Origin of the sequence: Acinetobacter sp. T_3_1, assembly GCF_025377055.1 — a bacterium.
Classification (GTDB): Bacteria; Pseudomonadota; Gammaproteobacteria; order Pseudomonadales; family Moraxellaceae; genus Acinetobacter; species Acinetobacter kookii.
The window spans coordinates 3,374-28,767 of the sequence record NZ_JACHVD010000023.1; the positions used below are offsets into that span (position 1 = coordinate 3,374).

At 39.6% G+C, this 25,394-nt stretch carries 21 protein-coding genes and 2 pseudogenes; 15 read left to right on the top strand and 8 right to left on the bottom strand.

Features of this window, described 5'->3' with window-relative positions; genetic code table 11:
* Positions 1 to 353: 353 nt before the first annotated feature.
* From H4I94_RS14710 to H4I94_RS14725, 4 genes are read left to right on the top strand one after another with little or no spacing between them, the layout of a single operon-like run.
* The gene (locus H4I94_RS14710; RefSeq protein WP_004871259.1) at positions 354 to 1,352 is read left to right on the top strand and encodes an HlyD family secretion protein; all 999 of its coding nucleotides are present in this window, start codon (positions 354 to 356) and stop codon (positions 1,350 to 1,352) included.
* Entirely contained in the window at positions 1,292 to 4,144 is a 2,853-nt protein-coding gene (gene rbbA, locus H4I94_RS14715) for a ribosome-associated ATPase/putative transporter RbbA (RefSeq protein ID WP_257230583.1), read from the top strand. Before H4I94_RS14710 ends, rbbA begins: the two co-directional genes overlap by 61 nt.
* A 1-nt stretch (position 4,145) precedes the next feature.
* Complete coding sequence (locus H4I94_RS14720) at positions 4,146 to 5,273, top strand: ABC transporter permease (protein WP_130089823.1); 1,128 nt, start codon at positions 4,146 to 4,148, stop codon at positions 5,271 to 5,273.
* A gap of 15 nt (positions 5,274 to 5,288) precedes the next feature.
* Positions 5,289 to 6,746: an efflux transporter outer membrane subunit gene (locus tag H4I94_RS14725; protein WP_130089824.1), complete on the top strand. Its 1,458-nt coding sequence runs from the start codon at positions 5,289 to 5,291 to the stop codon at positions 6,744 to 6,746.
* 479 nt (positions 6,747 to 7,225) lie between these two features.
* Here H4I94_RS14725 and dmeF read toward each other — a convergent pair.
* A pseudogene (dmeF, locus tag H4I94_RS14730) lies at positions 7,226 to 7,975 on the bottom strand (CDF family Co(II)/Ni(II) efflux transporter DmeF); the annotation flags it as partial.
* Between the two features lie 56 nt (positions 7,976 to 8,031).
* Here dmeF and H4I94_RS14735 point away from each other — a divergent pair.
* On the top strand, positions 8,032 to 8,298 hold the full coding sequence (locus H4I94_RS14735; protein ID WP_005248679.1) for a metal/formaldehyde-sensitive transcriptional repressor: 267 nt from the start codon (positions 8,032 to 8,034) through the stop codon (positions 8,296 to 8,298).
* Positions 8,299 to 8,343: 45 nt separating this feature from the next.
* Here the strand turns inward: H4I94_RS14735 and H4I94_RS16345 are convergent, their stop codons facing one another.
* From H4I94_RS16345 to H4I94_RS14755, 5 genes are all read right to left on the bottom strand, one after another.
* Entirely contained in the window at positions 8,344 to 8,469 is a 126-nt protein-coding gene (locus H4I94_RS16345) for a YHYH domain-containing protein (RefSeq protein WP_094148905.1), read from the bottom strand.
* Positions 8,470 to 8,593: 124 nt separating this feature from the next.
* Positions 8,594 to 11,071: a heavy metal translocating P-type ATPase gene (locus H4I94_RS14740; RefSeq protein WP_004281880.1), complete on the bottom strand. Its 2,478-nt coding sequence runs from the start codon at positions 11,069 to 11,071 to the stop codon at positions 8,594 to 8,596.
* 178 nt (positions 11,072 to 11,249) lie between these two features.
* On the bottom strand, positions 11,250 to 11,444 hold the full coding sequence (locus H4I94_RS14745; protein WP_004281879.1) for a heavy-metal-associated domain-containing protein: 195 nt from the start codon (positions 11,442 to 11,444) through the stop codon (positions 11,250 to 11,252).
* A gap of 469 nt (positions 11,445 to 11,913) precedes the next feature.
* Positions 11,914 to 12,795: a copper resistance D family protein gene (locus H4I94_RS14750; protein WP_005021625.1), complete on the bottom strand. Its 882-nt coding sequence runs from the start codon at positions 12,793 to 12,795 to the stop codon at positions 11,914 to 11,916.
* 64 nt (positions 12,796 to 12,859) lie between these two features.
* Entirely contained in the window at positions 12,860 to 13,240 is a 381-nt protein-coding gene (locus H4I94_RS14755; protein WP_004681441.1) for a copper resistance protein CopC, read from the bottom strand.
* Between the two features lie 351 nt (positions 13,241 to 13,591).
* Between H4I94_RS14755 and H4I94_RS14760 the strand changes: the two genes are divergently transcribed.
* The 6 genes from H4I94_RS14760 to H4I94_RS14785 all read left to right on the top strand — a co-directional run bounded on the left by H4I94_RS14760 (position 13,592) and on the right by H4I94_RS14785 (position 19,482).
* Entirely contained in the window at positions 13,592 to 13,834 is a 243-nt protein-coding gene (locus H4I94_RS14760; RefSeq protein WP_004281876.1) for a DUF2789 family protein, read from the top strand.
* A 603-nt stretch (positions 13,835 to 14,437) separates the two neighbouring features.
* The gene (locus tag H4I94_RS14765) at positions 14,438 to 14,869 is read left to right on the top strand and encodes a hypothetical protein (protein ID WP_004695737.1); all 432 of its coding nucleotides are present in this window, start codon (positions 14,438 to 14,440) and stop codon (positions 14,867 to 14,869) included.
* Positions 14,870 to 14,895: 26 nt separating this feature from the next.
* Positions 14,896 to 15,144, top strand: a complete 249-nt coding sequence (locus tag H4I94_RS14770; protein ID WP_004695740.1) for a DUF2933 domain-containing protein — start codon at positions 14,896 to 14,898, stop codon at positions 15,142 to 15,144.
* Positions 15,145 to 15,164: 20 nt separating this feature from the next.
* Positions 15,165 to 15,815, top strand: coding sequence for a methyltransferase family protein (locus tag H4I94_RS14775; RefSeq protein ID WP_261183594.1), 651 nt, complete (start codon positions 15,165 to 15,167; stop codon positions 15,813 to 15,815).
* Between the two features lie 11 nt (positions 15,816 to 15,826).
* Complete coding sequence (locus tag H4I94_RS14780) at positions 15,827 to 18,202, top strand: heavy metal translocating P-type ATPase (RefSeq protein WP_261183595.1); 2,376 nt, start codon at positions 15,827 to 15,829, stop codon at positions 18,200 to 18,202.
* Positions 18,199 to 19,482 carry an MgtC/SapB family protein gene (locus H4I94_RS14785; protein WP_119690361.1) on the top strand — a complete coding sequence of 428 codons (1,284 nt, stop codon included), beginning with the start codon at positions 18,199 to 18,201 and terminating at the stop codon, positions 19,480 to 19,482. The genes H4I94_RS14780 and H4I94_RS14785 overlap by 4 nt, the downstream gene beginning before the upstream one ends.
* A 38-nt stretch (positions 19,483 to 19,520) precedes the next feature.
* Here H4I94_RS14785 and H4I94_RS14790 read toward each other — a convergent pair whose 3' ends face one another.
* Both H4I94_RS14790 and H4I94_RS14795 read right to left on the bottom strand, forming a co-directional pair.
* Positions 19,521 to 20,921, bottom strand: coding sequence for a heavy metal sensor histidine kinase (locus H4I94_RS14790; protein WP_261183596.1), 1,401 nt, complete (start codon positions 20,919 to 20,921; stop codon positions 19,521 to 19,523).
* A complete protein-coding gene (locus H4I94_RS14795) occupies positions 20,914 to 21,594 on the bottom strand; it encodes a heavy metal response regulator transcription factor (RefSeq protein ID WP_004663993.1) in 681 nt (226 codons plus the stop codon). Before H4I94_RS14795 ends, H4I94_RS14790 begins: the two co-directional genes overlap by 8 nt.
* Positions 21,595 to 21,742: 148 nt before the next feature.
* On the opposite strand from H4I94_RS14795, the gene H4I94_RS14800 reads away from it, so the two are divergent.
* The 4 genes and pseudogenes from H4I94_RS14800 to H4I94_RS14815 all read left to right on the top strand — a co-directional run.
* Positions 21,743 to 22,039 (top strand): hypothetical protein, encoded by a 297-nt coding sequence (locus tag H4I94_RS14800; protein ID WP_005006338.1) that lies wholly within the window; start codon positions 21,743 to 21,745, stop codon positions 22,037 to 22,039.
* An 89-nt stretch (positions 22,040 to 22,128) separates the two neighbouring features.
* On the top strand, positions 22,129 to 24,282 hold the full coding sequence (locus tag H4I94_RS14805) for a multicopper oxidase domain-containing protein (RefSeq protein ID WP_261183597.1): 2,154 nt from the start codon (positions 22,129 to 22,131) through the stop codon (positions 24,280 to 24,282).
* Positions 24,269 to 25,189: a copper resistance protein B gene (locus tag H4I94_RS14810; RefSeq protein ID WP_261183598.1), complete on the top strand. Its 921-nt coding sequence runs from the start codon at positions 24,269 to 24,271 to the stop codon at positions 25,187 to 25,189. Before H4I94_RS14805 ends, H4I94_RS14810 begins: the two co-directional genes overlap by 14 nt.
* Before the next feature lie 125 nt (positions 25,190 to 25,314).
* Positions 25,315 to 25,394, top strand: a pseudogene (locus H4I94_RS14815) (IS5/IS1182 family transposase); the annotation flags it as partial.

A 25,394-nucleotide genomic window follows, 5' to 3' on the forward strand; every position in this document is an offset into this window, starting at 1 on the left:
CTTTTTTATTTTAATAGAATTATACTTAGATTAGTTTTTGCGTATAGTATGATACTTTAATAAATATCATTTAAATTTAATATCAATAAAATAAAACACTTACACACAACATAGTATGACACTTTATTGCTTTCATATATAAAATTGGCAATTCATTCAAAAAACAGTAACTCGGATTATTAAAAGTCTTGTTATCCAAAAAATGAATAATATAAGGAAAATAAGGTGAATATCATTCAAGCCTGCTTATTCATCTGGAAATAATATTACTGAATAAGTTTTGATGGACTGGTTTGTGTAACCGAACCATTATAATATGCCTTTATGTCTGTATTTGATAAGGAATAAAGCCAATGCAAAAAAAATGGCTCATTATTGCTGTAATTGTGTGTGTACTTATCGGGGGGGCTGTATGGGTCAATATGCAAAGTTTGAAAAAATTACCTTCGGGTTTTGAGGGGAGTAATGGGCGATTGGAACTACAGCGACTTGATGTCGCCTCTTTGTATCCAGGCCGGGTGATTGATATTAAGGTACAAGAAGGTGATCTGGTTAAAAAAGATGAAGTATTAGTGGTTTTGTCAGCTGAGCAAAGTCACAGTTTGGTTGAAGGTGCACAAGCCAGTAAACAGCGTGCAGAAGAAGCAGTACATCAGGCCGAAGCTGAGATTGCAGCAAGACAACAGCAGTTAAAGGTTGCACAACTCGAGCTGGATAATGCGCTACAGCTGAAAAAGGAGGATTTGATTTCTGTGGTAGAAGTGCAACGCCGTCAAGCAGCACGGGATGGCGAGGCAGCTGCGGTTAAAGCAACCCAGGCAGCACGGGAGTCAGCAATTGCTGCGGTTAATCAGGCTCAGGCACAAATGAATATCGCATCTTCGGCCAATAAGGATATGTTCATCCGCGCACCACAGACTGGTCGGGTAGAGTATCGTATTGCGGAACTGGGCAATGTTGTTGGGCCTGGCAGTAAAGTCATCACTTTACTTGATCCTAGTGATGTGACTTTATCAATTTTTCTTCCTACAGATACCGTTGGAAAATTAAAGCTGGGTGATGATGCCATAGTTGTGCTTGACGGGATTGATGCAGTTTGGCCTGCAAAAATTACATTTATTGCCAGCAATACACAATTTACCCCTAAATATGTGGAAACAGCCAATGAACGCGAAAAACTTATGTATAAGGTAAAATTGCGTATTCCCCAACAAATTAGCTTGCAGTATCAAGGGGTGTTAAAAGGTGGCTTAACTGGTAATGGTTATGTCCGTACCAATCCACAAGAGGCATGGCCAGTACAATGGCAGGCCAAATTACCGCAATTACAGCAAAACGCCAGAACACAATAAAATTGAATAGGCAGTTCGCCATGACGGATGTAAAACAGCAAGAAAACACTGTAACTGCTGTATCGTTACAGGGCGTTTCTCATACTTATGGGCAGGTTCGAGCATTAAATAATATTCATCTGTCGATTCCCAAATCTGTTACAGTCGGGTTGATTGGACCTGATGGTGTTGGAAAATCAACATTATTATCCCTTATTGCCGGGGTGAAGGTGATCCAAAGCGGGCAGGTTTTGATTTTTGATCAGGATATTTCACAAAAAAAAATCCAGAAACATTTGTCACAGCGTATCGCTTTTATGCCCCAAGGTTTGGGGCACAATTTATATCCCACATTGTCTGTCTATGAAAATGTAGATTTTCATGCGAGCCTTTTTGGTTTGGATACCCGTGCCCGAAAACAGCGAATCCAGCGATTATTACAGGCAACAGGATTAGATCCTTTTGTGAATCGTCCGGCTGGTAAATTATCTGGCGGCATGAAACAAAAGCTGAGTTTATGCTGTGCTTTAGTCCATAATCCGCAATTATTAATTCTAGATGAGCCGACGACAGGTGTTGATCCTTTATCAAGACGGCAATTCTGGAATCTGGTTGATGATTTACGCGCTGAAAATACGGAAATGACGGTGATTGTTTCAACCGCTTACATTGACGAAGCGCAACGCTTTGAATATTTATTGGCGATGGATGATGGACAGTTAATTGCCAATGCAACAACGCAGGAAGTGTTACAGCAGACCCAGAGTCAAACACTCGAAGAAGCTTATGTGAAGCTGCTGCCAGAAAATAAACGTGGAACGGGCGTGTTACACGTGACGCCATTTGTTGCAGATCCAGATTCTCCTCCGGCAATTGAAGCACATGATTTGACCAAGCAATTTGGTGATTTTATTGCAGTAGATCATGTTAACGTTACGATTGCACGCGGTGAAATTTTTGGTTTTTTAGGCTCAAATGGATGTGGCAAATCCACCACCATGAAAATGCTAACAGGCTTGCTGGATATCAGTTCAGGCACGGCAAAACTGCTAGGAAAAGAAATTAATGCAGGAGACATGGCAACCCGAATGAAAGTGGGTTATATGTCACAGGCATTTTCATTATATGAAGAATTAACGGTACGTCAGAATCTGGAACTACATGCAAAATTGTACAGGCTCACAGGGAATGATGCTAAAAATGCAGTGCAAAGTGCATTGCAGCAGTTTGATCTGCAAAAAGAAGCAGATACTCAGCCCGCCGCTTTGCCTTTAGGTATTCGGCAACGCTTACAGTTAGCCGCAGCATGTTTACATCATCCGGAAGTATTGATTCTGGATGAGCCTACTTCTGGCGTCGATCCAGCTGCACGAGATATGTTCTGGCAGCATCTCATAAAATTATCGCGACAGGATCGTATTACGATATTTGTTTCGACGCATTTTATGAATGAAGCTGAACGTTGTGACCGTATTTCATTTATGCACCGTGGACGGGTTCTGGCAGTAGGGACACCGCAGGCATTGTGTCAGGCGCAACACACAGATGAACTCGAGCAGGCATTTATTATTTATCTGGAGCAAGCATCAGGTGAAGCTGAACACCCTGTTCAGCATCACACCGATCAAGAGCAAGAGAGTTTAAGAAGTGAAGCCCGCCAGAACCAGACACTTTTTTATAGATTAATGGCCTGGTTTGCCATGGTCTGGACATTTGCTGTCAGGGAAGGCAAAGAGTTATGGCGTGATCCGATTCGAATGTTTTTTGCGATTCTTGGCCCGATCATTCTCATGATGACAGCATCCTATAGCGTTTCTTTTGATGTTAAAAATGTCAAACTCGCAATTCTGGATCGTGATCAAAGTGTGGAAAGTCGGGCCTTAACGGAATATTTTACGGCTTCGCGATATTTTACGCTGGAAAAATATATTGGTTCCGAGGCTGAAATTGATCCTGTGTTAAGAACATCTACAGCCAGGTTGGTGATTGATATTCCACCTGATTTTGGTCGAGATCTGATGCGTGGAAATAAACCGGAAGTCGGCTTCTATGTAGATGGTTCCATGCCATTTACTGCGGAAAATATTAAGGGTTTTATTCTTGGCATGATGAGTAATTACGGGACAGATAAAATAACGGCCATGGGGCTGCCGATAGAGGTCAAATCTGCGGTCTCGATACAGCCAAGATTTGTCTATAATCAGGATTTCAAAAGTATTTATGCTTTTACACCTGGAATGATCATGATGGCGATGATGTTGATTCCCGCCATGATGACCGCCCTCGGTGTGGTGCGAGAGCGGGAAATCGGCTCAATTACCAACTTGTATACGTCTCCGGCATCAGTCCGACAGTTTTTAATTGGTAAACAGTTACCTTATATCGCTTTGGCGATGTGCAGTTATTTCAGTCTGGTCTGGCTTGCCGTTGTGGTGCTGGATGTCCCTGTTTCAGGAAGTTTCTGGGCCATGACATTAGGGGCACTCTTACTGGTTTGTGCCGCGACAGCTTTTGGTTTATTGATTTCGAGTCTGGTCAAAACGCAGGTTGCGGCGATTTTTGCATCGGCGATTTTTACCTTAATTCCCGCATTGAATTTTTCAGGGTTACTTTATCCATTATCTACATTAACGGGCGTAAATTATTGGATCGGTTGGGGATTTCCAACTGCATGGTATCAATTGATCAGTCTGGGGAGTTTTACCAAGGGTTTGGGTTTTCAGGATTTTGTCCAATATTATGTAATGTTGACGCTATTTTGCATCCTATATGTATTGCTGGCAGGTTTGTTCTTAAAGAAACAGGAGCAATAGCATGTGGCAATGGATGAAAAATGTCTGGTTTTTAAGCCGGAAAGAACTGCGCAGTTTGCTAGGTGATTATACGTTAATGGTCTTGATTGTGGTGGTCCTTTCGGTGGCTGTTTATACGGTTTCTACAGGAATTACCACGGAAGTCCGTCATTCATCAATTGCCATTCTCGATGCCGACCATTCGCAGTTATCGTATCAAATACGGGATGCCTTACAGCAGCCGTATTTTAAAACGCCAGTACTGGAACAACGGGAAAATATCGACCAGCAGATGAATCAGGGCGGATATGTTTTTGTGATTGACATTCCTGCCAATTTTGAAAAAGATGTGGTCGCAGGTCGTGCCCCTGAAATTCAGGTTTTGGCGGATGCAACCTCAGTTACACAGGCCGGTATTGGTCTAGTCTATCTTCAACAAATCATTTCACAGCAAGTCAGTCAATTTTTAAAACAGCCTTCTTCAGAAAGTTTACTCCCGGTGAAGCCTGTCCTGAATGTCATGTATAACCCGAATGGCGAATCACATTGGTATCTCAGTGTTGTGCAGATTATTGCCAATATTACCCTGCTGGCCATGGTGCTGGTTGGTGCGGCAATTATCCGCGAGCGTGAACATGGAACCATTGAGCATTTATTGGTGATGCCAGTTTCTGCCAGTGAAATTGCTATGGCCAAAATTCTGACCAATGGATTGGTGATTACCGTAGCTGCTTTACTGTCCTTATGGCTTGTCGTAAATCACTGGTTGCAGGTACCCATTAATGGTTCTGTGACTTTATTTACCTTGGGAACAGTGATTTATTTGTTTTCGGTATCGGCACTGGGAATCTGGTTGGCAACGCTTGCTCCCACAATGCCACAATTTGGCTTGCTATGTTTGCCGGTATATGTGGTCACACGGTTATTGTCCGGTTCGGAGTCGCCACTGGAAAGTATGCCTGAAGTCATGCAATGGTTGACGCAGATTTCACCCGTCACACAATATGTTCAGTTCGGACAGTTTGTTTTATTCCGGAATGCCGGTATTGATAGTGTGTGGGATAAATTACTGATTATGATGCTGATGGGGATTGTATTTCTGGCATTGGCACTTGGGCGTTTTCGTCATATGTTGGCACGGCAAGGTTAAACCAGGGGGATAAAAATGAATAAATGGCTGTATGTGAGTTTGTTAACGGGGTTAATTTTAAGTGGCTGTGCCAAAGATCAAGTCCAAGTAGAGTCCCAGGTTATGCTGCCTTTACAATTTGATCAGACCGATATGGCAAAAGGATCGGCAGAAATTGCACAATGGTGGCAAAACTGGAATGATCCTGTGCTAAACCGATTGATTGAACAGGGACTGACAACCAATCACGAGTTAAAGGTAGCACTGGAAAATTTACAGGCTGCACGTTCTACCACACAATTAGCAGAAGCCGACCTCAAGCCCGCCTTAGGGGCCAATGCAGGGGTTAGTGCTCATCAATTCCAGCTAGACAATCCGTTAAATTCAGATGTGAAAAACGTTTTATCTCAACTCGGGTCATCACTGGGCGATGATAATTTCAATTTTAGTGGACATGCGCAGCACATGGGCTTTATTGCGAGCTGGGAACTCGATATTTTTGGACAGAAAAAAAGTGATGTAGATGCTGCCCGATATGCCAGTCTGGCGACCATGCAGCAATGGTATGGCGCTCAAATGCTGGTTGCTAGTGATATTGCCCAGAATTACTTTACCGTTCGCAGTTTACAGCAACGCATCAAAATTGGTGATCATACGGTTGCGACGTTACAGCAGTTAAAACGGTATGCTCAGGGGAGATTTAGAGCTGGCCAGATTACCGATTATGATGTTAAAGATGTAGATGCCAAACTTACAGCAGTACAAGCACAATTAGCCACTCTACAGGCACAGGCCGATGCGTATCAGCGTAATATCGCGGTATTGACCGGCCAAGTGCCACAAGGATTTAAACTCGCAGCAAGCCCACAAAATATCTTGCAGCATATTCCAGCCCCCCCGCAAGGACAGCGGCCGTTGCAAATCCTGAATCGCCGTCCAGATATACAGGCCAAACAGGCGGTGGTACAAGCATATAGTGCCAAACGGGCCAGTGCACAGGCAGATTTATTACCGCGTTTTAATATGCAGTTTTTTTGGCAAACCGGGCAATTGAGTCTGGATAGCGATTTACCAGATTTAAAAGGTTATGGTGGTTTGGTGAGTGCAGGGATGACTTTGCCAATTTTTACAGCCGGACGTATTCATCATAATATTGAAATAAGTGATCATCGTTTGCAGGCTGCTCTGGCCGATTATGATCATGCTGTATTAAAAGCACTTGCTGAAGTAGACAGTAGTTATCAGCTTCAATTTGCGTTAAGTCGTCAAAATCTTTTATTGGCACAGGCACTGCATAAAGCCAATCAACAAGCCAAAGATGCCAGTACATTGTATCGTTATGGCCAAATGACGCTGGATCGTGCACTTAGTGCACGTTTAACCGCAAATGAGCTTGCAGATAAACAGGTTCAGGGAAAGCTGGCGCAGGCACAAAATCTACTGGATCTGTATAAAACACTTGGCGGGGGGTGGCAATCCACCCAGTCTGACTGAATAAAGTGCTTTAATTGCTCTATTCATCTTCTACCCAGGTAGAAATTTAAATTTTGATGGTTTGGAAAAATTCAGCTTTTGAATATTTGTGTAATAAAGCCCTTGTTTTTACAAGGGCTTTATTTATCCAATGGTTTGAGCAGTCAGGTTGTAGCACTGCTACGTCATGAGATTGTTTATATCTAAAAGCATCATGTGAAAATTATTCTGATTGTGTTTTTGAGTAATAAAGTTAAATACTAAGTAATAAACAATAATACTTGGTAATAAAGTTTCATCCCAATTTTCAAAAAAAGAAAATATATTCATTATTTTCAGTATATTGAAATATTGGTATGAAACTTTTTTATTTTAATAGAATTATACTTAGATTAGTTTTTGCGTATAGTATGATACTTTAATAAATATCATTTAAATTTAATATCAATAAAATAAAACACTTACACACAACATAGTATGACACTTTATTGCTTTCATATATTTACTACAGGATGTTCCATCTCTGCATCAAGCAATGTTTTACCTGTTTCTCTAATCAATCCCCAAGACCATTGTGCTACAAGCACTGCACCTACGATCCCTAGAATTGCATCTAAAAAATCCCATCCAAAATACTTCCCTGCGAAAAGTGCAATAATCGCTAATACAGAAGTTACTGCATCTGCTACTACATGAAGAAAAGCGGCTTTCTGGTTTAAGTCATGGTCATCATGAGAGTGATGATGATCGTGGTGGTGGTCATGGTCATCATGAGAGTGATGATGGTGGTGGTGACCATTTTCACGTAGTAACCAGGCACAAATAAAATTAACGATCAAGCCAACAATCGCAATTGAAATTGCCTCGTTGTAGTGAATATTCACAGGATTGAATAAACGTTCTATCGATTGAACACCCATGAATACAGCAACAACCATCAATAAAATGGCACTCGAATATCCAGCTAAGATTTCTATCTTCCATGTACCGAAACAGAATCTCTGATCACGAGCATATTTTCGAGCCATTTTATAGGCAAAATAAGCTAAGCCCAATGCCAACATATGAGAACTCATATGCCATCCATCAGCCAATAAAGCCATGGAATTAAAGAACCATCCTCCAAAAATTTCAAACACCATCATTACACCAGTGAGGATGGTTGCGATTAAAATTTTCTTTTGTGCTAAAGGATTTCCTTCGTCAAATTGATGCGAATGGTCACTTTTAACATTATTTAGATATTGCATTTTATTGCACCACAATTAATACTCCCCCGTAGTATATGTTCTTGAGGTTGAATAGTATGTCTCACTTAAATCAGAACAAAAAAATTTTAAATCGGATTAGACGAATTCAAGGTCAAACTAATGCCCTTGAACAGAATATTTTAAATTCTGAAAATTCTTGTATTGAGGTATTACAGCAAGTTGCAGCAATTAAAGGTGCGATAAATGGCTTAATGAATGAGTTAATAGAACTTCATCTTAGAGAACATGTACTCGGTGATACTGAGGAAATAAAGGAAAAAGAACTGAATGAATTTTTAGCTTTAGTTAAACGCTACTTATAACTTTAAAGCACAGTCTTTTAAATAAAAAAACTGTGTGCGCACCTATTAATGACAGTGGTAATCACCAGTTTTACTGTTGGTATGACAACCCTGTGAGTTCGTTCCCCCAGAATGAGCATTCGCATAGGTAAATGACATGCCTATAAAGCATATTAATAAAATTCTTTTCATCTTAATCCCTCTCAAATAATTAGAATATCAACTGTATGATATTTAATAAAAGCCAACATGGCTTAGACTATTTCCAAATATATAAAGTAAAGCCAACAAAACTTTAAATGTATATAAAAAATGGTTAAATAATTGCAAGGGGGGCTTTAAAACGTTTTAATCGTAAAGCATTTCCTAGTACAAATATTGACGAGAGAGCCATTGCACCAGCAGCAAATACAGGAGAAAGTAGCAGTCCAAATTGCGGATAAAGTACACCTGCTGCAATAGGAATCAGAGCTGCATTGTAAACAAATGCCCAAAATAAATTTTCACGAATATTGGTTATAGTCGCTTTGCTTAAAGCGATAGCATTTGGCACTCCTTTCAGGTTGCCAGACATCAAAACCACATCAGCAGCTTCAATAGCTACGTCTGTACCTGTACCTATTGCTAAACCAATATCTGCTTCTGCAAGTGCAGGGGCATCATTAATGCCATCTCCAACATATGCGAGTTTACCATATTGATTTTTTAATTTTTTAACGGCCTCTATTTTACCTTCTGGTAAGACTTCTGCAATAACCTCATCAATACCTAGTTTTTTTGCAATCGCTTGAGCTGTATGACGGTTATCACCTGTAATCATGGCAACCTTTAAACCTAACTGATGTAACGCTTCAATTGCAGCAAATGTTGATTCTTTAATTGGATCTGCTACAGCAATAATGGCAGCAAGTTTCTGGTCAATCGCAACATAGAGAGGGGTTTTTCCTTCTTCTCCCAAACGATCCGAAAATTGAGAAAAAACATTAGGATTCAAACCTAGTTTTTCCATATATCGATCTGCACCAATATGAACCAAATGTTCAGACACCGTTGCTTCTATTCCATAGCCCGTGACTGACTTGAAATCAGCAACAGGAGACAGGATTAATTCCTTATCTATAGCGGCTTGTACAATTGCTCGAGCAATAGGATGCTCAGACTTTGATTCAACGGCTGCCATAAGTGAAAGTACGGCATTGTATTCAAACCCTTCTAAGACATGCAGATCGGTTAAAATTGGTTTCCCTTCAGTCAGGGTCCCTGTTTTATCAACAGCAACCACTTTAGTTTCTTTGAGCAGCTGCAAAGCTTCCCCTTTACGGAATAAAACACCCATTTCAGCACCACGCCCAGTTCCCACCATGATTGATGTAGGCGTTGCAAGTCCCATTGCACAAGGACATGCAATAATGAGTACCGCAACTGCATTAACTAAGCTAAACGTTAGGGCTGGCTCAGGGCCGAAGATAAACCAAGTAATAAAAGTTAAAAGAGAGAGACCCATTACTACAGGTACAAACCACATGGTAATTTTATCAACCAATGCCTGAATAGGCAGCTTGGAACCCTGTGCCTGTTCAACCATTCGGATGATTTGAGAAAGCACTGATGAACTACCAACAGAGGTGGCTTTGATATTTAAGCTGCCACTTTGGTTAATTGTTCCTCCTACCACAGTAGAGCCTATCGTTTTTTCAACGGGCATAGGCTCGCCAGTAATCATGGATTCATCAATAAAACTTTGGCCGTGAATAACTTCACCATCGACAGGGATACGCTCGCCTGGTCTAATCTCTACAATCGTTCCTGTTTGAACTTCGGCAATCGGAACTTCTATCACCTGATTATTGAGCTGTATTCTGGCAACTTTAGGCTGCATTCCAACTAGATGTTGAATTGCTAAAGACGTTCGGCCTTTTGCCTTGGCTTCAAAAAATCTACCTAATAGAATTAAAGTGATAATAACCGCTGCAGCTTCATAATAAACATTGACCGTGCCTTGTGGCAGGACACTTGGAAAGAAAGTAGCAACCACTGAATAAAGATAAGCAGCCAATGTTCCTACAGCCACCAAGGAATTCATGTCTGGTGCTAAGCGGAATAAACTTGGGATGCCCTTTTTAAAGAAGCGTCGGCCTGGAAAAATTAATGCTACTGTGGTCAAGAAAAATTGCATTAACCAGCTATTTTGTTGGCCAATGTTATCCATCATAAACGTATGAAAGGCGGGAATCAGGTGTGATCCCATTTCTAAAATAAAAACGGGTAGAGTCAATAAGACTGACAAAATTAAATCTTTTTTAAGTTTTTCTAATTCAATATTCTTTTTATCTTGAAAGCTTTCCGTAGTTTGATGAACTGACTTTGCTTCAAACCCTGCTTTGGTGACAGCCTGAATTAACGAGTCACGAGTGACAGATGAGCTTGCCTGAATAGTCGCTTTTTCAGTAGCCAGATTTACATGAGCTGATTCCACACCCTCAACAGATTTTAAGGCCTTTTCTACTCGACCTACACAAGAAGCACATGACATACCCTCAATCGTAAGCTCTATTGGTTGCAGCGCTTCCACTTCGTAGCCTGCTTTTTCTACGGCTTTAATTAAAGTAGCGCGATCAAGTGGTTGATGCGCATAAATGACTGCTTTTTCGGTAGCCAGATTTACATGAGCCGATTCAACACCCTCAACAGATTTTAAAGCTTTTTCCACACGGCCTACACAAGAAGCACATGTCATCCCCTCAATCTCTAATGTTTCACTGTAGTGTGGCGTATCAGTCATTTCGGTACTCATATACGATCTCTATCATTTAGATATGCTGAGTTCTATATGCGAAGATCAGCTCGAACCAAGATTAGGGGGAATTCAGGGATTACTTTTATTTCAAGCAAGTACAGGTTTTATCTGTACGATGAGGAAAATAAGAGAGAGTAAAAGTGGTAAGGAATTCCCACTGTTACTCTAACAGAGATTAAGCAGGATCAGCTGTAAATCCACGCTCACTGAGAGTGGCAATGACTTGATCCTGACTCACCGTTGTGTTGATTTCAACAATACGGTTTTGTAAATCAATATCGAGTGAGGCATTCGAGTCGAGCTCTTTAATTGCGGTAGTAATGCCGCGTGCACAACCACCACAAGTCATATTAGCGATGTGAAATTTCATATGTTGCTCCTTTTTAACAAAACATTTGTTTAAAACATTAGAACAGTAACTCTAAACTTTCACCATACAACCAGCCTTTTTCTGAATCAGTTACTCGCTGTAACTTGGTCTGTTTACAACCTTACAGTTTTCTTCAGAGTATTCCAAAGAAGAGTGTTCTAATGACTACAGTAAAAGTACTTAACCAACATTAATGTGACTTTAAAATGACATTTTTGTCATCTACGATCACTCTGAAATTTATAAGATTAGTTATTTCAATCAATGGTAGTGAACTGAATAGATGAGACCGTTATGGGTTGAAGATAAGCTAAAAACCGGTGACTACCTTTATGTATAATGCCTCATGATGCGATTTTACTGTTCTGATTGTCGTAAGTTGGCAGTCCAGTAGAAACTTTATTGCTCAGCTACAAAAGATAAATGCAGTAATGTTAAATTTCCTCAATTCCCTTATTTTGAAATTCTCTTATTCAATACCCACGACAGTGGTTATATAGCCTGTTGTTAATAGAATTGATAGACCTAATAACATCTCAAATAAAATGGCATGACTAAGGTGTTTAGCGAATTTAGGATGTTGAAGACGCGGGGTGAAATACCATTTGTTGAAGGCAGCTAAAAGTAGAATACCTATAACAAAAAACATTTTAACCATGAAACCATAGCCATATGCAGTATTGATTAAGGTATTAAAATCTTTAATTAAAAGAAGAGCTACACTAGCGCCACAGGCGATTAATATCCCAACAATGAAAGCAGCAATACGTCCAAATACATGCATGCGATCTTTTAAAGGTAAACCACTTATTTCCCGGCTGGTTTTCCATAACGGATATAAAGACCCCATCCATAACGACATAACTAGAATATGGATTGATAATAAAATTTGAGCAAGTAAGGTTAAATTAGCGACATGTCCGAGCTGGGAAAAACTAAAAATAATCGGGAGAAGTAAAACACAAAATATTGAACTTTCAATTATAGAAAAATGACCTTTGTTCCTGTTAAGTTTAACCACCATGAGAAGAAGTAAAAGAGCAAAACTAATAGAACGAAGAACGTATATATACCCCGTCGGAGTATTAACCAATATATTAATATACGTGGGGTCCACCATCCCTGTAATACCAGTATTGGCAAAACTACCAATCAGAATAAAAAATCCCAAGGTACTGGAAATTAGGCCTAATCCAGCGCCAATTGTAATATATTTAAGAATCGATTCTTTTAGTTCAAGATATTGTCTAAGTAAAAAATAGCAAAAGGCTCCACCAACGACAAAAGCTACACTTAAATATAAAATAACCTTAGTTAACCAAGTGGCCCACATCCAATATTCAGAAATCATTATTTTTGTCCATTCTAGAACAACATGCCAGCACCTCACTGACATGTTAAAAGGTAATCAATTCTTATTTAGTTGATTTGATAGTGAAACTATATTCACCATTCATGTTGTGACCATCTTTCCCCATTGTTGTCCAGACAACGGTATATTTACCTTTTTTCAGTTTCGGAAGAGCGACATCAAAGGATTTCTTTAAGTCATGAGTAACTTTATATTTTAAAGGAACATCTCTTCGCTGAGCATCCAGTAACTTAATATTCATCAACATAACCTCTGCACCAAAGTTAAGGGTCAAGTTCTTTGGTTGACTAAGGATAGATGCATTTTCCGCAGGAATCGCACTCACTAAACTCACATGAGCGAACGTAGTTGTAGTAGCCACAATCATCGTTGCAGCTACTACAACATTACGTAGAGCAGTCATTTTATTTTGAAATAATTTCATTTACGTTTCCTCTTGATTCGTTAGTTCATTAGAGATGACTTTATAAAATCTATATTTAATGAGACCACATCATCTCCTCTTATATTTCAATTATTAGTGAGAGACAGAAACAGAGCGATGACTTCAAAATTACATTTTTGTCATTTTTAAAATTTAAAATCTTTAACTATTAAAATAATCTTATTGAAAAATAATGATCATTTAACAAACAAATTATGTAGGTGGTTGATTTATGAAATGTAGTAATCATTTTGTCTAAGAAAATAGTAGCTATTTAATTTTTTATATTTTAGTTTAAATATAAACATGTTATGTTTAATTTGATCTAATATAAATTTATGGGCTAAGCACATGACTCAAACACGTCCAAGAATGACCAAATTATTTGAACAGCTTGGTTTAGCTTCTACTGAAGAAGCAATTGCAAAATTCATAGAGAGCCATCAGCTAGCTGGAGATGTTTTTTTAACACAAGCAATTTTTTGGACTGATGCTCAACGTCATTTTTTAGAAGAAAAACTACACTCTGATGGTGAATGGACGACAGTGATTGATCAATTAAATGAGTCTTTACATGAAAATTCAGTAAAATAATTTTCCGTTAGTATTAAGGATCTACATTCTTCCCTGCATTGAATACAACTCATTCATACAGTAGTACTGTTTTGGAGATGGAATCTCTATTATATAAGTAGTAGATTCCTTACTCTGAAATTTGGATTATAAACCCTAATATTAAAAATAATCTTCTTTACCTTCTATCTAATAAATATACCAATAAGTTTAATAATTAAATTATCCACCCTTTTTTCTATAAAAAACTATTTTGATCAACTGTATTTTTTCTTTAAAGGAATAACAGTGTAAATTACATTAAGAATGTGTCTCTAACTAGCCTTGGAGTCATCTAATCATTTCATTTTTATTTTTTTAAGCACATAAAATCATAACAACTTTAATAGTTTTAAAAGATTAATATTAAATAAAATTTTTGTCATCTCAGCATAGACTATATATTTCGAGAAGATCTCAAAATTACATTTTTGTCATTTTTAAAAATAATTAATTAATAGTGCTAAAATTTTTAAGAGAGACAGAGAATAACCAAAAATTTCATCAGTTTAGTAGTCAAATTCCTAGTCTCTGTTCAGTACTAAAACATAGCTTTTACTTCCAAATTATTTAAAGGAAAAAATTATGATGAAATTCAAAAACATTTTTTTGGGCTTATGTATCGCAGCCGCGTCATTGAATACATTTGCACAGCAATCCGATGAACACAAAGATCACCACCCTGAAAAAACAGCACCATCTGCAGTAACAATTAAGCAAACAGTTACCAGCACCACTGCTACAGATAAAATGGCTGCAATGGATCAACACATGAAGGCGATGCAAGCCATGCATGAGAAGATGATGGCTGCAAAAACCCCACAAGAACGTCAGAAACTTATGGCTGAGCACATGAAACTCATGCAAGGAGGTATGAGTATGATGAAACAGATGGGCAGCCAAAGCATGAATGCAAATATGGCTGACCGTCAGCAGATGATGGAAAAACGTATGGACATGATGCAATCCATGATGCAGATGATGATGGACTGTATGCCTCCGTCAGCAACTAAATAGTTACCCATGAATTAGGGGAAAGCACCATGAATCACCAACACCAAGAAAATAATTCAGTACCTAACTTCTGGTCTACACGTTATGCCATTGGTCTAATCGTGCTGGGTGGTATCGCAGCTTATTTTCTATTAACGGAACATTTAGCCCACGTTATCGGTGCTTTGCCTTATTTATTCCTTTTAGCGTGTCCACTGATGCATATTTTTATGCATGGTGGTCATGGGCATAACCACTCGCAGCAAAAAAAATCCGATATATCTGATAACAAAAAATAGCTCTTATCAGGAGATCCATCATGAATCATGCGGAATCGGCTTATGGTTTATGGACGCTGGTTATCATTAACTCAGCAGTTTTTATCATGTTCGCTTTCAGTTTTTTTAGACCTTCCACTGCGCGCGATTGGCGTACATTTGGGGCCTTTTCGGCTTTTATCATTGCTCTATTTGTCGAAATGTATGGTTTTCCTTTAACCATTTACCTGTTATCTGGTTGGCTTCAAACTCGCTTCCCTCAACTTGACTTACTTTCTCATAATGCAGGTCACTTGTGGTCAACGCTATTAGGTGAAAAAGGTGATCCACATTTTGGCATTTTGCATATCGCCAGTTACGTTTTCTTGGGCTATGGATTTTACCTGTTATCAACGTCATGGCACGTGCTGTACAACGAGCAACGTCAGCATTCTTTAGCGATCACAGGCCCTTATGCACGTATACGTCACCCACAATACGTGGCTTTTGTGATGATCTTGCTGGGTTTTTTATTGCAATGGCCAACTTTACTGACACTGATTATGTTTCCAATCCTACTCTTAATGTACAGCCGCTTGGCAATTAAGGAAGAGGCTGAAATGAGTAAACAGTTTGGCGCTGTCTATGACAGCTATGCTCAACAGACTCCGAGATTTATTCCAAAATTCGGCCATAAAACCACTTTACCATAAGAGAATTATTTATGTCAGATCAAAAAAATCATAACCAGGACCATATGGCACAGGCTACAACAGACGTACTGAAAGACCCAGTCTGTGGTATGACCGTCACTGAAGAATCGAAATACCATGAGGAATTTAAGGGGAAAACTTACTTTTTTTGCAGTGATAAATGTCAATCAAAGTTTCATAGCAGCCCGGTGCAATATATCGCTAAACCCGCAACGACGACTGCCGATGCACATACACAGCATCATCAGACTGTTCAACACGTTAATGCGGCAAGCACAACAGGTACGACCATCTATACATGCCCAATGCATCCAGAAATCAGGCAAGATCATCCTGGAAACTGTCCTAAATGCGGAATGACACTGGAGCCACTCATTCCTGAATTAGAGGAAGATGAGAATCCGGAGTTACGTGATTTCCGCCGACGCTTCTGGTGGACACTGCCATTGACCATCATCGTGACTTTTTTGGCGATGTTTGGTCATCAAATGAACCTGTTCAATATGGCTGTTCAGAGCTGGATTGAACTGGTGTTGTCACTCCCAATTGTACTTTGGGCAGGTTGGCCATTTTTTTCCCGGGGTTGGCAATCGGTTGTGAATCGCAGCCCGAACATGTGGACGCTGATTGGTTTGGGCACTGGAGCTGCATTTATTTATAGTGTGGTCGCAACCATTGCACCGCAAATCTTCCCAGACTCATTTATTTCCATGGGTCGTGTCGCTGTTTACTTTGAAGCTTCAGCGGTCATCATTTCATTGACCCTACTGGGACAAATATTGGAGTTAAAAGCACGTTCGCAAACTTCTGCTGCAATTAAGTCACTCCTTGGGCTCGCTCCTAAAACAGCTCGCCGAATCCTGCCTGATGGAACTGAAGAAGATGTTCCTCTAACGCATGTCCATGTAGGAGATTTACTCAGAATTCGCCCAGGTGAAAAAGTGCCTGTGGATGGTGTAATCACTGAAGGAAGTAGTTCAGTGGATGAATCGATGCTGACAGGTGAACCTTTACCTATCACTAAACGTATCGGCGATAAAGTCATTGGAGCTACCCTGAATACCAATGGTTCATTGATCATGCGTTCAGAGAAAATTGGTTCAAGTACCATGTTATCCCAGATCGTACAGATGGTGGCGCAAGCTCAACGATCGAGAGCACCAATGCAACGTATGGCTGATCAGGTAGCAGGTTGGTTCGTCATGGCTGTAGTGACCATTGCCTTGCTTACCTTCTTTGGATGGGGATTGTTCGGCCCAGAAGAGTCGAGCTGGGTTTATGCATTAATCAATGCTGTGGCAGTACTCATTATTGCCTGTCCTTGTGCACTAGGCTTGGCAACTCCAATGTCTATCATGGTTGCAACGGGTCAAGGTGCTACTCATGGTGTGTTGTTCCGCGATGCAGCAGCCATTGAGAATCTGCGCAAGATTGACACACTAATCATCGATAAAACAGGTACGTTGACCGAAGGACGCCCTGTATTCGATCGTGTGGTTGCCGCATCAGGTTTCGATGAATCTGAAGTATTACGTTTAGCCGCCAGTCTTGATCAAGGCAGTGAACACCCGCTAGCCGAAGCGATTGTAAATGCAGCACACGAACGTGGCCTGTCTCTTGAAACACCAGATAATTTTGAATCAGGCTCAGGGATTGGTGTTCGAGGTCAAGTGGGCGATCGTCAGTTAGCTTTGGGCAACACAGCACTGATGGAGCAATTAGGTATCTCGGTACAATCTCTGATTCCGCAAGCCGAAGAGCTGCGTTCAGAAGGTGCAAGTGTGATGCATCTAGCCATGAATGGTGAATTGGCCGGTCTGCTTGCAGTATCCGATCCCATCAAAAAAAATACCCCAGAAGCACTTGCCACCCTGAAGGAAGCGGGTCTACGTATCGTGATGGCAACAGGAGATGGTCTCACCACTGCCCGTTCAGTCGCAGCACGTCTAGGCATTGATGAGGTACATGGCGAAGTCAAACCCGCAGATAAACTAGAACTGGTCAGCAAATTGCAGAAGGAAGGTCGCATCGTGGCTATGGCTGGTGATGGCATCAATGATGCACCAGCCTTGGCTAAAGCTGATGTCGGTATCGCTATGGGAACCGGGACTGATGTTGCAATGAATAGTGCCCAAGTTACGCTGGTCAAGGGAGATTTACGAGGGATTGCTGTTGCCCGTTCACTTTCGGAAGCTACTGTCGGCAACATGAAACAGAACCTCATGTTTGCTTTCCTTTACAATGCTTTGGGTATCCCTATCGCGGCTGGCGTACTATATCCATTTACCGGTTGGTTGTTGTCACCGATGATTGCCGCCTTGGCGATGAGTTTGAGTTCAGCTTCAGTCATCACGAATGCCCTTCGCCTGCGAAATAAAAAGTTATGATAGAGAGTTCTTTTCTTCCACCAGATGTATCAGGGCTGGTTGCAGCACTCGCCATCGGCCTGCTCATTGGTTTAGAACGAGGATGGCAGGATCGAGAACTGCCAGAAGGCAGCCGAGTAGCAGGTCTACGTACCTTCACATTGACAGGATTGCTCGGAGGAGTGCTCGGTCATTTACAACCAAACTTCGGAGCTTGGCCGCTAGTTGCGGCCGTATTAGGGCTTTCCTTATTACTAACAGTGTCCTATGCTCGTACCGCAAAAATTTCCGGTAATTTAAGTGCTACCACAATTATTGCGATGCTGTTGACATTAGTTCTAGGCGCATATGCATCCCATGGTAATGTTACTTTAGCATTAACTGCGGCTGTAATCGTCGCTGTGTTTTTGGATCTCAAGCCAAAATTACATAGTTGGTTACGCTTGATAGAGCATCGTGAATTAACCGCATCCCTGCAGTTGCTGGTACTTTCTGTCGTTATATTACCCTACTTACCCAATACGGGTCTGGGACCTTTTGCTGCATTAAATCCTTACCAGTTATGGTGGGCAGTGATCCTGATTGCCGGACTCTCTCTGGCAGGTCATTTTGCCATGCGGCTTACCGGTTCAGAAAGAGGCATATTCTGGACAGGTCTATTGGGTGGTTTGGCATCTTCTACAGCTGCAACTGTCGCACTGGCACGCTATACACGCCAGCACCCCGTCATGGTCAGTGCTGCTATTTCTGGAACATTGGCTGCCTGTGGCATCATGTTTTTTCGTATGGTTGTGCTGATAGGCGTCATTGAGCCAGCATTGCTAAGCACTTTTGGTGGTGCAATGATGATTGCGGGAATCCTTCTGCTGGGTATGGCATTGTGGAGACAACGCCAAATTACCAGCGCTGAAAACAACGATCGAACAATAGAAGCAATGGCTCCTTTTGATCTTGGGACAGCATTCAGCTTCGCTGCTTTCTTGGCTGTCATGGCAGTCTTGGTCCCGGCAGCAAAACAATGGTTGGGCACCAGCGGCATCTTCGTATTATCGACTATTTCTGGGCTAGCAGACGTAGATGCTATTTTAGTCTCACTTGCCCGCCTGCATAGTACTGAAGGCTTAACAACAAATGTGGCTGCTGTCGCGCTAGGGCTGGCCACACTGAGCAACATGTTAAGCAAAGCGACAATTGCATGGATGACAGGGGGGGCACAGTTTGGCCGAGCTATCATATTTGGCTACACAATTGCCATGATAGGTGCTGGCGTAGCTCTGGCTCTCAGTTTGAGCTTTATGTAAGGTCAACTCGGGTAAATGGAAGATGTTCAAAAAATGAGTTAAAATGATTCCCCTTGCATGGATTCACTTTGAAAAACAATGGTAAAAATGATTCGACCATTGAGGAATTCAGCCTGGATGGTCGCCCCAAGCATATCAAGAATAGATTTTGTTATGGCAAGCCCTAAGCCGGTTCCTTCTTCTGTTCTTTGTCTAGACGCATCTGTTCGATAAAAACGATCAAATAATCTGGATAGTTGTTCAGGAGAGAGTTCAGGGCCTTCATTTTCAATTGAAAATATTGTGTTATCTAAATTCTGTTGAAGTTTTATCTGTATTGTAGAATTCTTGTTTCCATATTTAACTGCATTAGACAATAGGTTGCTGAGTGCGCGACGTAACATAGCAGGATCACCTTTTACATTGCCAGATCCTGTTTGTTGAAGTGTCATATTTTTTTCGGCAGCTAGAGCGTCATAGAAATCAAATAAAGCGGTAACTTCTTTAATGAGGTCAATATTCTGTAAGTTCTGTAAATTTAAGCCATGTTCTGCTTTTGCCAAGAAAAGCATATCGGACACCATTCGAGCCAAACGTTCAAATTCTTCTAAATTAGAAAATAGTATTTCTTGATAAGTACCAATATCTCGGTTACGGGCGAGACATACTTGAGTTTGGGTCATTAAATTATTAATCGGTGTTCTAATTTCATGTGCTAAATCAGATGAAAAATCGGAAAGTTTTTCTAAAGCTGACTCTAGTCTGTCCAGCATAGCATTGAAGGCGATTGCCAATGATTTTAGTTCGGTTGGTGTATGCTCAACTTCTAAACGTTCTGAAAGATGTTGAGCAGAAATTCCTTCTGCGACCTTAGCCATTTTTTGCACTGGTCTTAAACCTCTCCAGGTTGCAAACCAACCTAAAAACATTAAACAAATTGTACCAGCCAAACCAATATACAAAAGTTGACGCTTAAAATCTTTTAGAAAATGTAGATGTTCTGATGTATCGATCCCAACAATAATTCGTACAGATTGTATTTCAGAATTTCTATTTATACCTGTAGTGTAGATCATGCCACGATAGGTCTTATTTTGAACTTGCCATTTAATCCATGAATTATTTGCTGACTTGATTAAATTTTGAGTATTAATGATTGAGGATGCTGAACTAAATAAAATTTGGCCTGTCGGTCGTTCTATTTGGACCATAAGATCATGGTGTCCAACTAACGCATCTCTTAAATAAAGATTAAGTTCTGGAGAATTTTTAGGATGCTGTTGGAGAAGATTCTGAATAAGCTGGATTTTACCTTCTAATTGGGTACGGTCTTGAGTTTCAAAATGATGCATTACTAATTTATTTATGAACAAACCCATAATAATTAGAATGAAAATAGTAGATAATGAGAAAATGATACCGATCCGGAAACTGATCGCTCTGAATAAATTATTATTCATCCTCTACCTCTAGTACATACCCCATTCCTCGAATATTCTGAATTAATTTGGGAGTAAAGTTACTGTCAACTTTACTTCTTAATCGTTTAATAGCGACTTCAACGACATTCGTATCACTATCAAAGTTCATATCCCAAATTTGAGATGCAATAAGTGCTCTTGGTAGAATTTCACCTCTTCTACGCATAAAAAGCTCCATAAGCGCAAATTCTTTAGCCGTCAGATCAATGCGTTGACCTGCTCGTGTTACCCGACGTTTTCTCAAATCAAGTTCTAAATCAGCAATCTTAATAATATTATTATCTTCTCTTTGTTGCCCTCGTCTAAGGAGCGTTTTTATTCGAGCTAGAAGCTCTGCAAAAGCAAAAGGCTTTACTAAATAATCATCAGCGCCTAACTCTAAACCTTTTACTCGATCTTCGATTTGATCTCGGGCGGTAAGAAAAAGAATGGGCATTGTTTTACCGCTGCTACGAATATCATTGATAATATTCCAACCATTTAGTCCAGGTAACATCACGTCTAAAATAATTAAGTCATACTCTTCAGAAAGAGCTTGATGTTTACCCGTTAACCCATCTGTAACCCAGTCCGTAATATAGCCAGCTTCGGATAAACCTTGCTTGAGATAATCACCAGTTTTTTGTTCATCTTCAACTAATAGTATTCTCATTTCCGAATCCTAAGTCATTCATTAAAACTATAATAACGTTATAAAACATCTGATCGAGATAGATTACAAAAATGTCATTTTCAAGTCACTTAGATGTTCAGTGCTTCACTTTATTGTAGTAGCAAGAAATTAACTTTTAGAGAAACTTATGAAAACTGTAGTGCGTCGTAGTCTAACAATTTTAATGTGTGCTGGAACTTTAATTGCTGGTACTCAATCTTGGGCAAAAGATGTATCAACCTCAAGTGCCACTAAAACGGTAAAAGCACAGGAACCTTGTACAAAACCTTGTAAAATGGAAAAAGATGACAAGACTCAGCAAGATCATAGTCAACATCAGTCTCCTAACTCATCTGACATGTCAAAAATGGATCATTCTATGATGAATATGGACCATTCTAAAATGGATCATTCAAAGATGAATATGCCTGGTAGCAATAAATAATTTTATAAATAGCGAGAAAGAAGTATTAAAGTTTATACTAAATATTTGCTTTATTACTTCAATCTTGACCTTTCTAAAGGTGAGAGAGAATGTCAAAAAAGTTAAGTCATATACTCTTAATTGGAGTTGGTTTATTTTCATCAACTTGGGTAATGGCGGCAGTTAAAGAATATGATTTAACAATCGCTGAACAAACTGTAAATATCACAGGAAAACCAGTTGAGAGAATTACTGTAAATGGTAAATTCGTTGCACCACTTCTTGAATTTGAAGAAGGTGATGAGGCCGTTATCCGTGTTCACAATAAGTTAAAAAATCAGGACTCTTCAATCCATTGGCATGGCTTATTATTACCTGGAATTATGGATGGTGTACCTGGATTTAACAAATTTAATGGCATTGCCCCTAATAAAACTTATGAATATAAGTTTAAAGTCCGCCAAAATGGTACTTATTGGTATCATTCACATAGTAAAGGACAAGAACAAGACGGTTTATATGGTGCTTTTGTTATTTATCCTAAAGATAAAACTCCACTAACAGCTGCTGAAAAAACCGATAAAGATTACGTTGTTTTGCTTTCTGATTTTCATAATTCAACAAGTGATCAAATTATGAAAAATCTTAAAAAAGAAGCAGATTACTATCAGAACCGTCGCGAAACAGTATTCGATGTATTAAAACAAGTTAAACGTGATGGATTAAAGGCAACTTGGCAAGACCGCTCTATGTGGAATCAGATGCGGATGTTGAAAACAGATATGTCCGATGTGACTGGTTATACATTTTTAATGAATGGCAAAACACCTCAGCAAAACTGGACCGGTAACTTCAAAGCTGGTGAAAAAGTTCGCCTTCGTTTTATTAATGCTTCCGCTATGTCATTCTTTGATGTACGCATTCCAAACCTAAAAATGACTGTAGTCAGTGCTGATGGTCAACCTGTAAAGCCCGTTCCTGTAGATGAGTTCCGTATTGGTACTGCTGAAACCTATGATGTCATTGTGGAACCAAAACAAGCACATTACCAAATTGAAGCTGAATCTATTGATCGTACCGGTTTTTCAGTGGGAACATTACATGAAGAAAGCAGCCCAGCAGTCAAACAAATTGAGATGCCTAAATCTCGCCCTCGTGCTTTATTAACTATGGAAGATATGGGGATGAGCCATGACATGTCATCTATGAAAGATATGAATCACGATATGTCTTCTATGAAAGGTATGGATCATGATATGTCTTCTATGAAAGGCATGAATCACGATATGTCTTCTATGAAAGGTATGGATCATGATATGTCTTCAATGAAAGATATGAATCATGATATGTCATCTATGAAAGGTATGGATCATGATATGTCTTCAATGAAAGATATGAATCATGATATGTCATCTATGAAAGGTATGGATCATGATATGTCTTCAATGAAAGATATGAATCATGATATGTCATCTATGAAAGGTATGGATCATGATATGTCTTCAATGAAAGATATGAATCATGATATGTCATCTATGAAAGGTATGGATCATGATATGTCTTCAATGAAAGATATGAATCATGATATGTCATCTATGAAAGGTATGGATCATGATATGTCTTCTATGAAAGGTATGGATCATGATATGTCTTCTATGAAAGGTATGGATCATGATATGCCGATGAATAGCGCTACTGTTAAGGCGGCTTCAGACAAGAATGATAATACCGTATTTGGATGGGCAAATGCTTCAACACCTGAAGGTAATAAAGCATTGCAATATAGTGATTTGCAATCGTTAGATCCTCAAAAAGACACTCGTGCAGCTGAACGTGAAATAGAGATCCGTCTTGGTGGAAACATGGAGCGTTATATTTGGACAATAAATGGTAAAAAATTTAATGAAGCCGACCCACTAGTGGTGAAGTATGGTGAACGTATTCGCTTAAAATTTGTCAATGACAGTATGATGGCTCACCCAATGCACTTACATGGCATGTTTATGCAGCTTGAGAATGGTCAGGATCCAAGCAATATGCCAAACAAACATACGGTAATTGTTCCACCTGGGAAAACGATAACCACTCTACTCACAGCTGATGAGTTAGGTGAGTGGGCTATTCATTGTCACCTGCTTTACCATATGAGTGCAGGAATGATGAATAAACTCATTGTAGCTCAAGTGGAAGATGGTAATTCTACAAAGACTGTTCCTCAGTCCCAAGTAAATGAGAAGGGAGTAAATCCACATGCACATCACTAATAATTTGTTTTCAAAAACAACTTTGATGATTGCGCTATTTGGATTATCAAATCTAACGTTCGCTAAAAATGAAACTCCTGTACAAGACAGTAATATTACAAAAAATATGAAAATTCTTTTACAGGAATCTGGAGGATTAAAGTATTCCCTTCAAGAGCGTTATCCAGAATATTATTCAATGGAAAATGCGAATATGGGGGATAATAGTGTCCAGATTGCGCTTGAGAACTCTAACTCACCTCATGACAATCATCTTAAAGAACATGGTGGACAAATTTATCAAACGACAAAATTTGAAAATGAATGGATGGTTGATGAAGACGGTAAGGGCAACCTAGGAACAAAGTTTGAAACTTTAATTGGAACAGATGAAAATCGTCTATTTATTGAAGCCAATTCGGAAAAGTCAGAAAGTAATGATCCAAAATATGCTGTATCAGCACTTTATAGCCGTAACGTAGCCCCATTTTGGGATGTACAAGCTGGGGTAAGATATAGTGAAGATAAAAATAACAGCAGCAGCGATCGAGTGGATGGGGTTATTGGTATATTAGGTCTAGCTCCTTATTTCTTTGAAACACAAGCATATCTTTATGGCGGTGAGAATAATTTTTGGGGAGCAAGTTTTGAATTAGATCGTGATTTGCTTTTAACTCAGAAACTTATTACTCAACCTTATATCGAAGCAGATGTAATATTTAGCGATGATTCTAACTATGCTGCAAAATCAGGTTTATCAGAACTAAAAACTGGTATCAAAACCCGATATGAGATTACTAAGCGAATTAAACCTTTCATTGATGTTGCTTACCAATATGAAAAAGGACAGAAAGCCACTTCTATGCAAGAGGCAACAGAGTCTGAAAAGGGATGGAAATATGGTGCAGGCATCGAATTAGTTTTTTAAAATAGTATGATTTGGATTCATGAATGGTAGCTTCGGCTACTATTCATGAATTATTACTAGGGTGTGTTGACACTTTTAGCTTAAAAAAATAGCGAAGTAGTAAAATCAAATCTTTACTATTCGCTATGCCTCGTACCATGCTGACAGATCAACACTGGCAAAAGTTGAAAGTTATTCTGCGTAATTTATCCATTCACCACAACTC

What these genes read in the sequence shown, in the direction of transcription:
- H4I94_RS14785 (WP_119690361.1), top strand. Translation starts at nt 18,199, where the DNA reads ATGATAGAGAGTTCTTTTCTTCCACCAGATGTATCAGGGCTGGTTGCA.
- H4I94_RS14745 (WP_004281879.1), bottom strand. Translation starts at nt 11,444, where the DNA reads ATGAAATTTCACATCGCTAATATGACTTGTGGTGGTTGTGCACGCGGC.
- H4I94_RS14790 (WP_261183596.1), bottom strand. Translation starts at nt 20,921, where the DNA reads ATGAATAATAATTTATTCAGAGCGATCAGTTTCCGGATCGGTATCATT.
- H4I94_RS14800 (WP_005006338.1), top strand. Translation starts at nt 21,743, where the DNA reads ATGAAAACTGTAGTGCGTCGTAGTCTAACAATTTTAATGTGTGCTGGA.
- H4I94_RS14795 (WP_004663993.1), bottom strand. Translation starts at nt 21,594, where the DNA reads ATGAGAATACTATTAGTTGAAGATGAACAAAAAACTGGTGATTATCTC.
- H4I94_RS14755 (WP_004681441.1), bottom strand. Translation starts at nt 13,240, where the DNA reads ATGAAATTATTTCAAAATAAAATGACTGCTCTACGTAATGTTGTAGTA.
- H4I94_RS14740 (WP_004281880.1), bottom strand. Translation starts at nt 11,071, where the DNA reads ATGAGTACCGAAATGACTGATACGCCACACTACAGTGAAACATTAGAG.
- H4I94_RS14735 (WP_005248679.1), top strand. Translation starts at nt 8,032, where the DNA reads ATGTCTCACTTAAATCAGAACAAAAAAATTTTAAATCGGATTAGACGA.
- H4I94_RS14780 (WP_261183595.1), top strand. Translation starts at nt 15,827, where the DNA reads ATGTCAGATCAAAAAAATCATAACCAGGACCATATGGCACAGGCTACA.
- rbbA (WP_257230583.1), top strand. Translation starts at nt 1,292, where the DNA reads ATGGCCAGTACAATGGCAGGCCAAATTACCGCAATTACAGCAAAACGC.
- H4I94_RS14805 (WP_261183597.1), top strand. Translation starts at nt 22,129, where the DNA reads ATGTCAAAAAAGTTAAGTCATATACTCTTAATTGGAGTTGGTTTATTT.
- H4I94_RS14720 (WP_130089823.1), top strand. Translation starts at nt 4,146, where the DNA reads ATGTGGCAATGGATGAAAAATGTCTGGTTTTTAAGCCGGAAAGAACTG.
- H4I94_RS14760 (WP_004281876.1), top strand. Translation starts at nt 13,592, where the DNA reads ATGACTCAAACACGTCCAAGAATGACCAAATTATTTGAACAGCTTGGT.
- H4I94_RS14725 (WP_130089824.1), top strand. Translation starts at nt 5,289, where the DNA reads ATGAATAAATGGCTGTATGTGAGTTTGTTAACGGGGTTAATTTTAAGT.
- H4I94_RS14770 (WP_004695740.1), top strand. Translation starts at nt 14,896, where the DNA reads ATGAATCACCAACACCAAGAAAATAATTCAGTACCTAACTTCTGGTCT.
- H4I94_RS14810 (WP_261183598.1), top strand. Translation starts at nt 24,269, where the DNA reads ATGCACATCACTAATAATTTGTTTTCAAAAACAACTTTGATGATTGCG.
- H4I94_RS14765 (WP_004695737.1), top strand. Translation starts at nt 14,438, where the DNA reads ATGATGAAATTCAAAAACATTTTTTTGGGCTTATGTATCGCAGCCGCG.
- H4I94_RS16345 (WP_094148905.1), bottom strand. Translation starts at nt 8,469, where the DNA reads ATGAAAAGAATTTTATTAATATGCTTTATAGGCATGTCATTTACCTAT.
- H4I94_RS14750 (WP_005021625.1), bottom strand. Translation starts at nt 12,795, where the DNA reads ATGATTTCTGAATATTGGATGTGGGCCACTTGGTTAACTAAGGTTATT.
- H4I94_RS14710 (WP_004871259.1), top strand. Translation starts at nt 354, where the DNA reads ATGCAAAAAAAATGGCTCATTATTGCTGTAATTGTGTGTGTACTTATC.
- H4I94_RS14775 (WP_261183594.1), top strand. Translation starts at nt 15,165, where the DNA reads ATGAATCATGCGGAATCGGCTTATGGTTTATGGACGCTGGTTATCATT.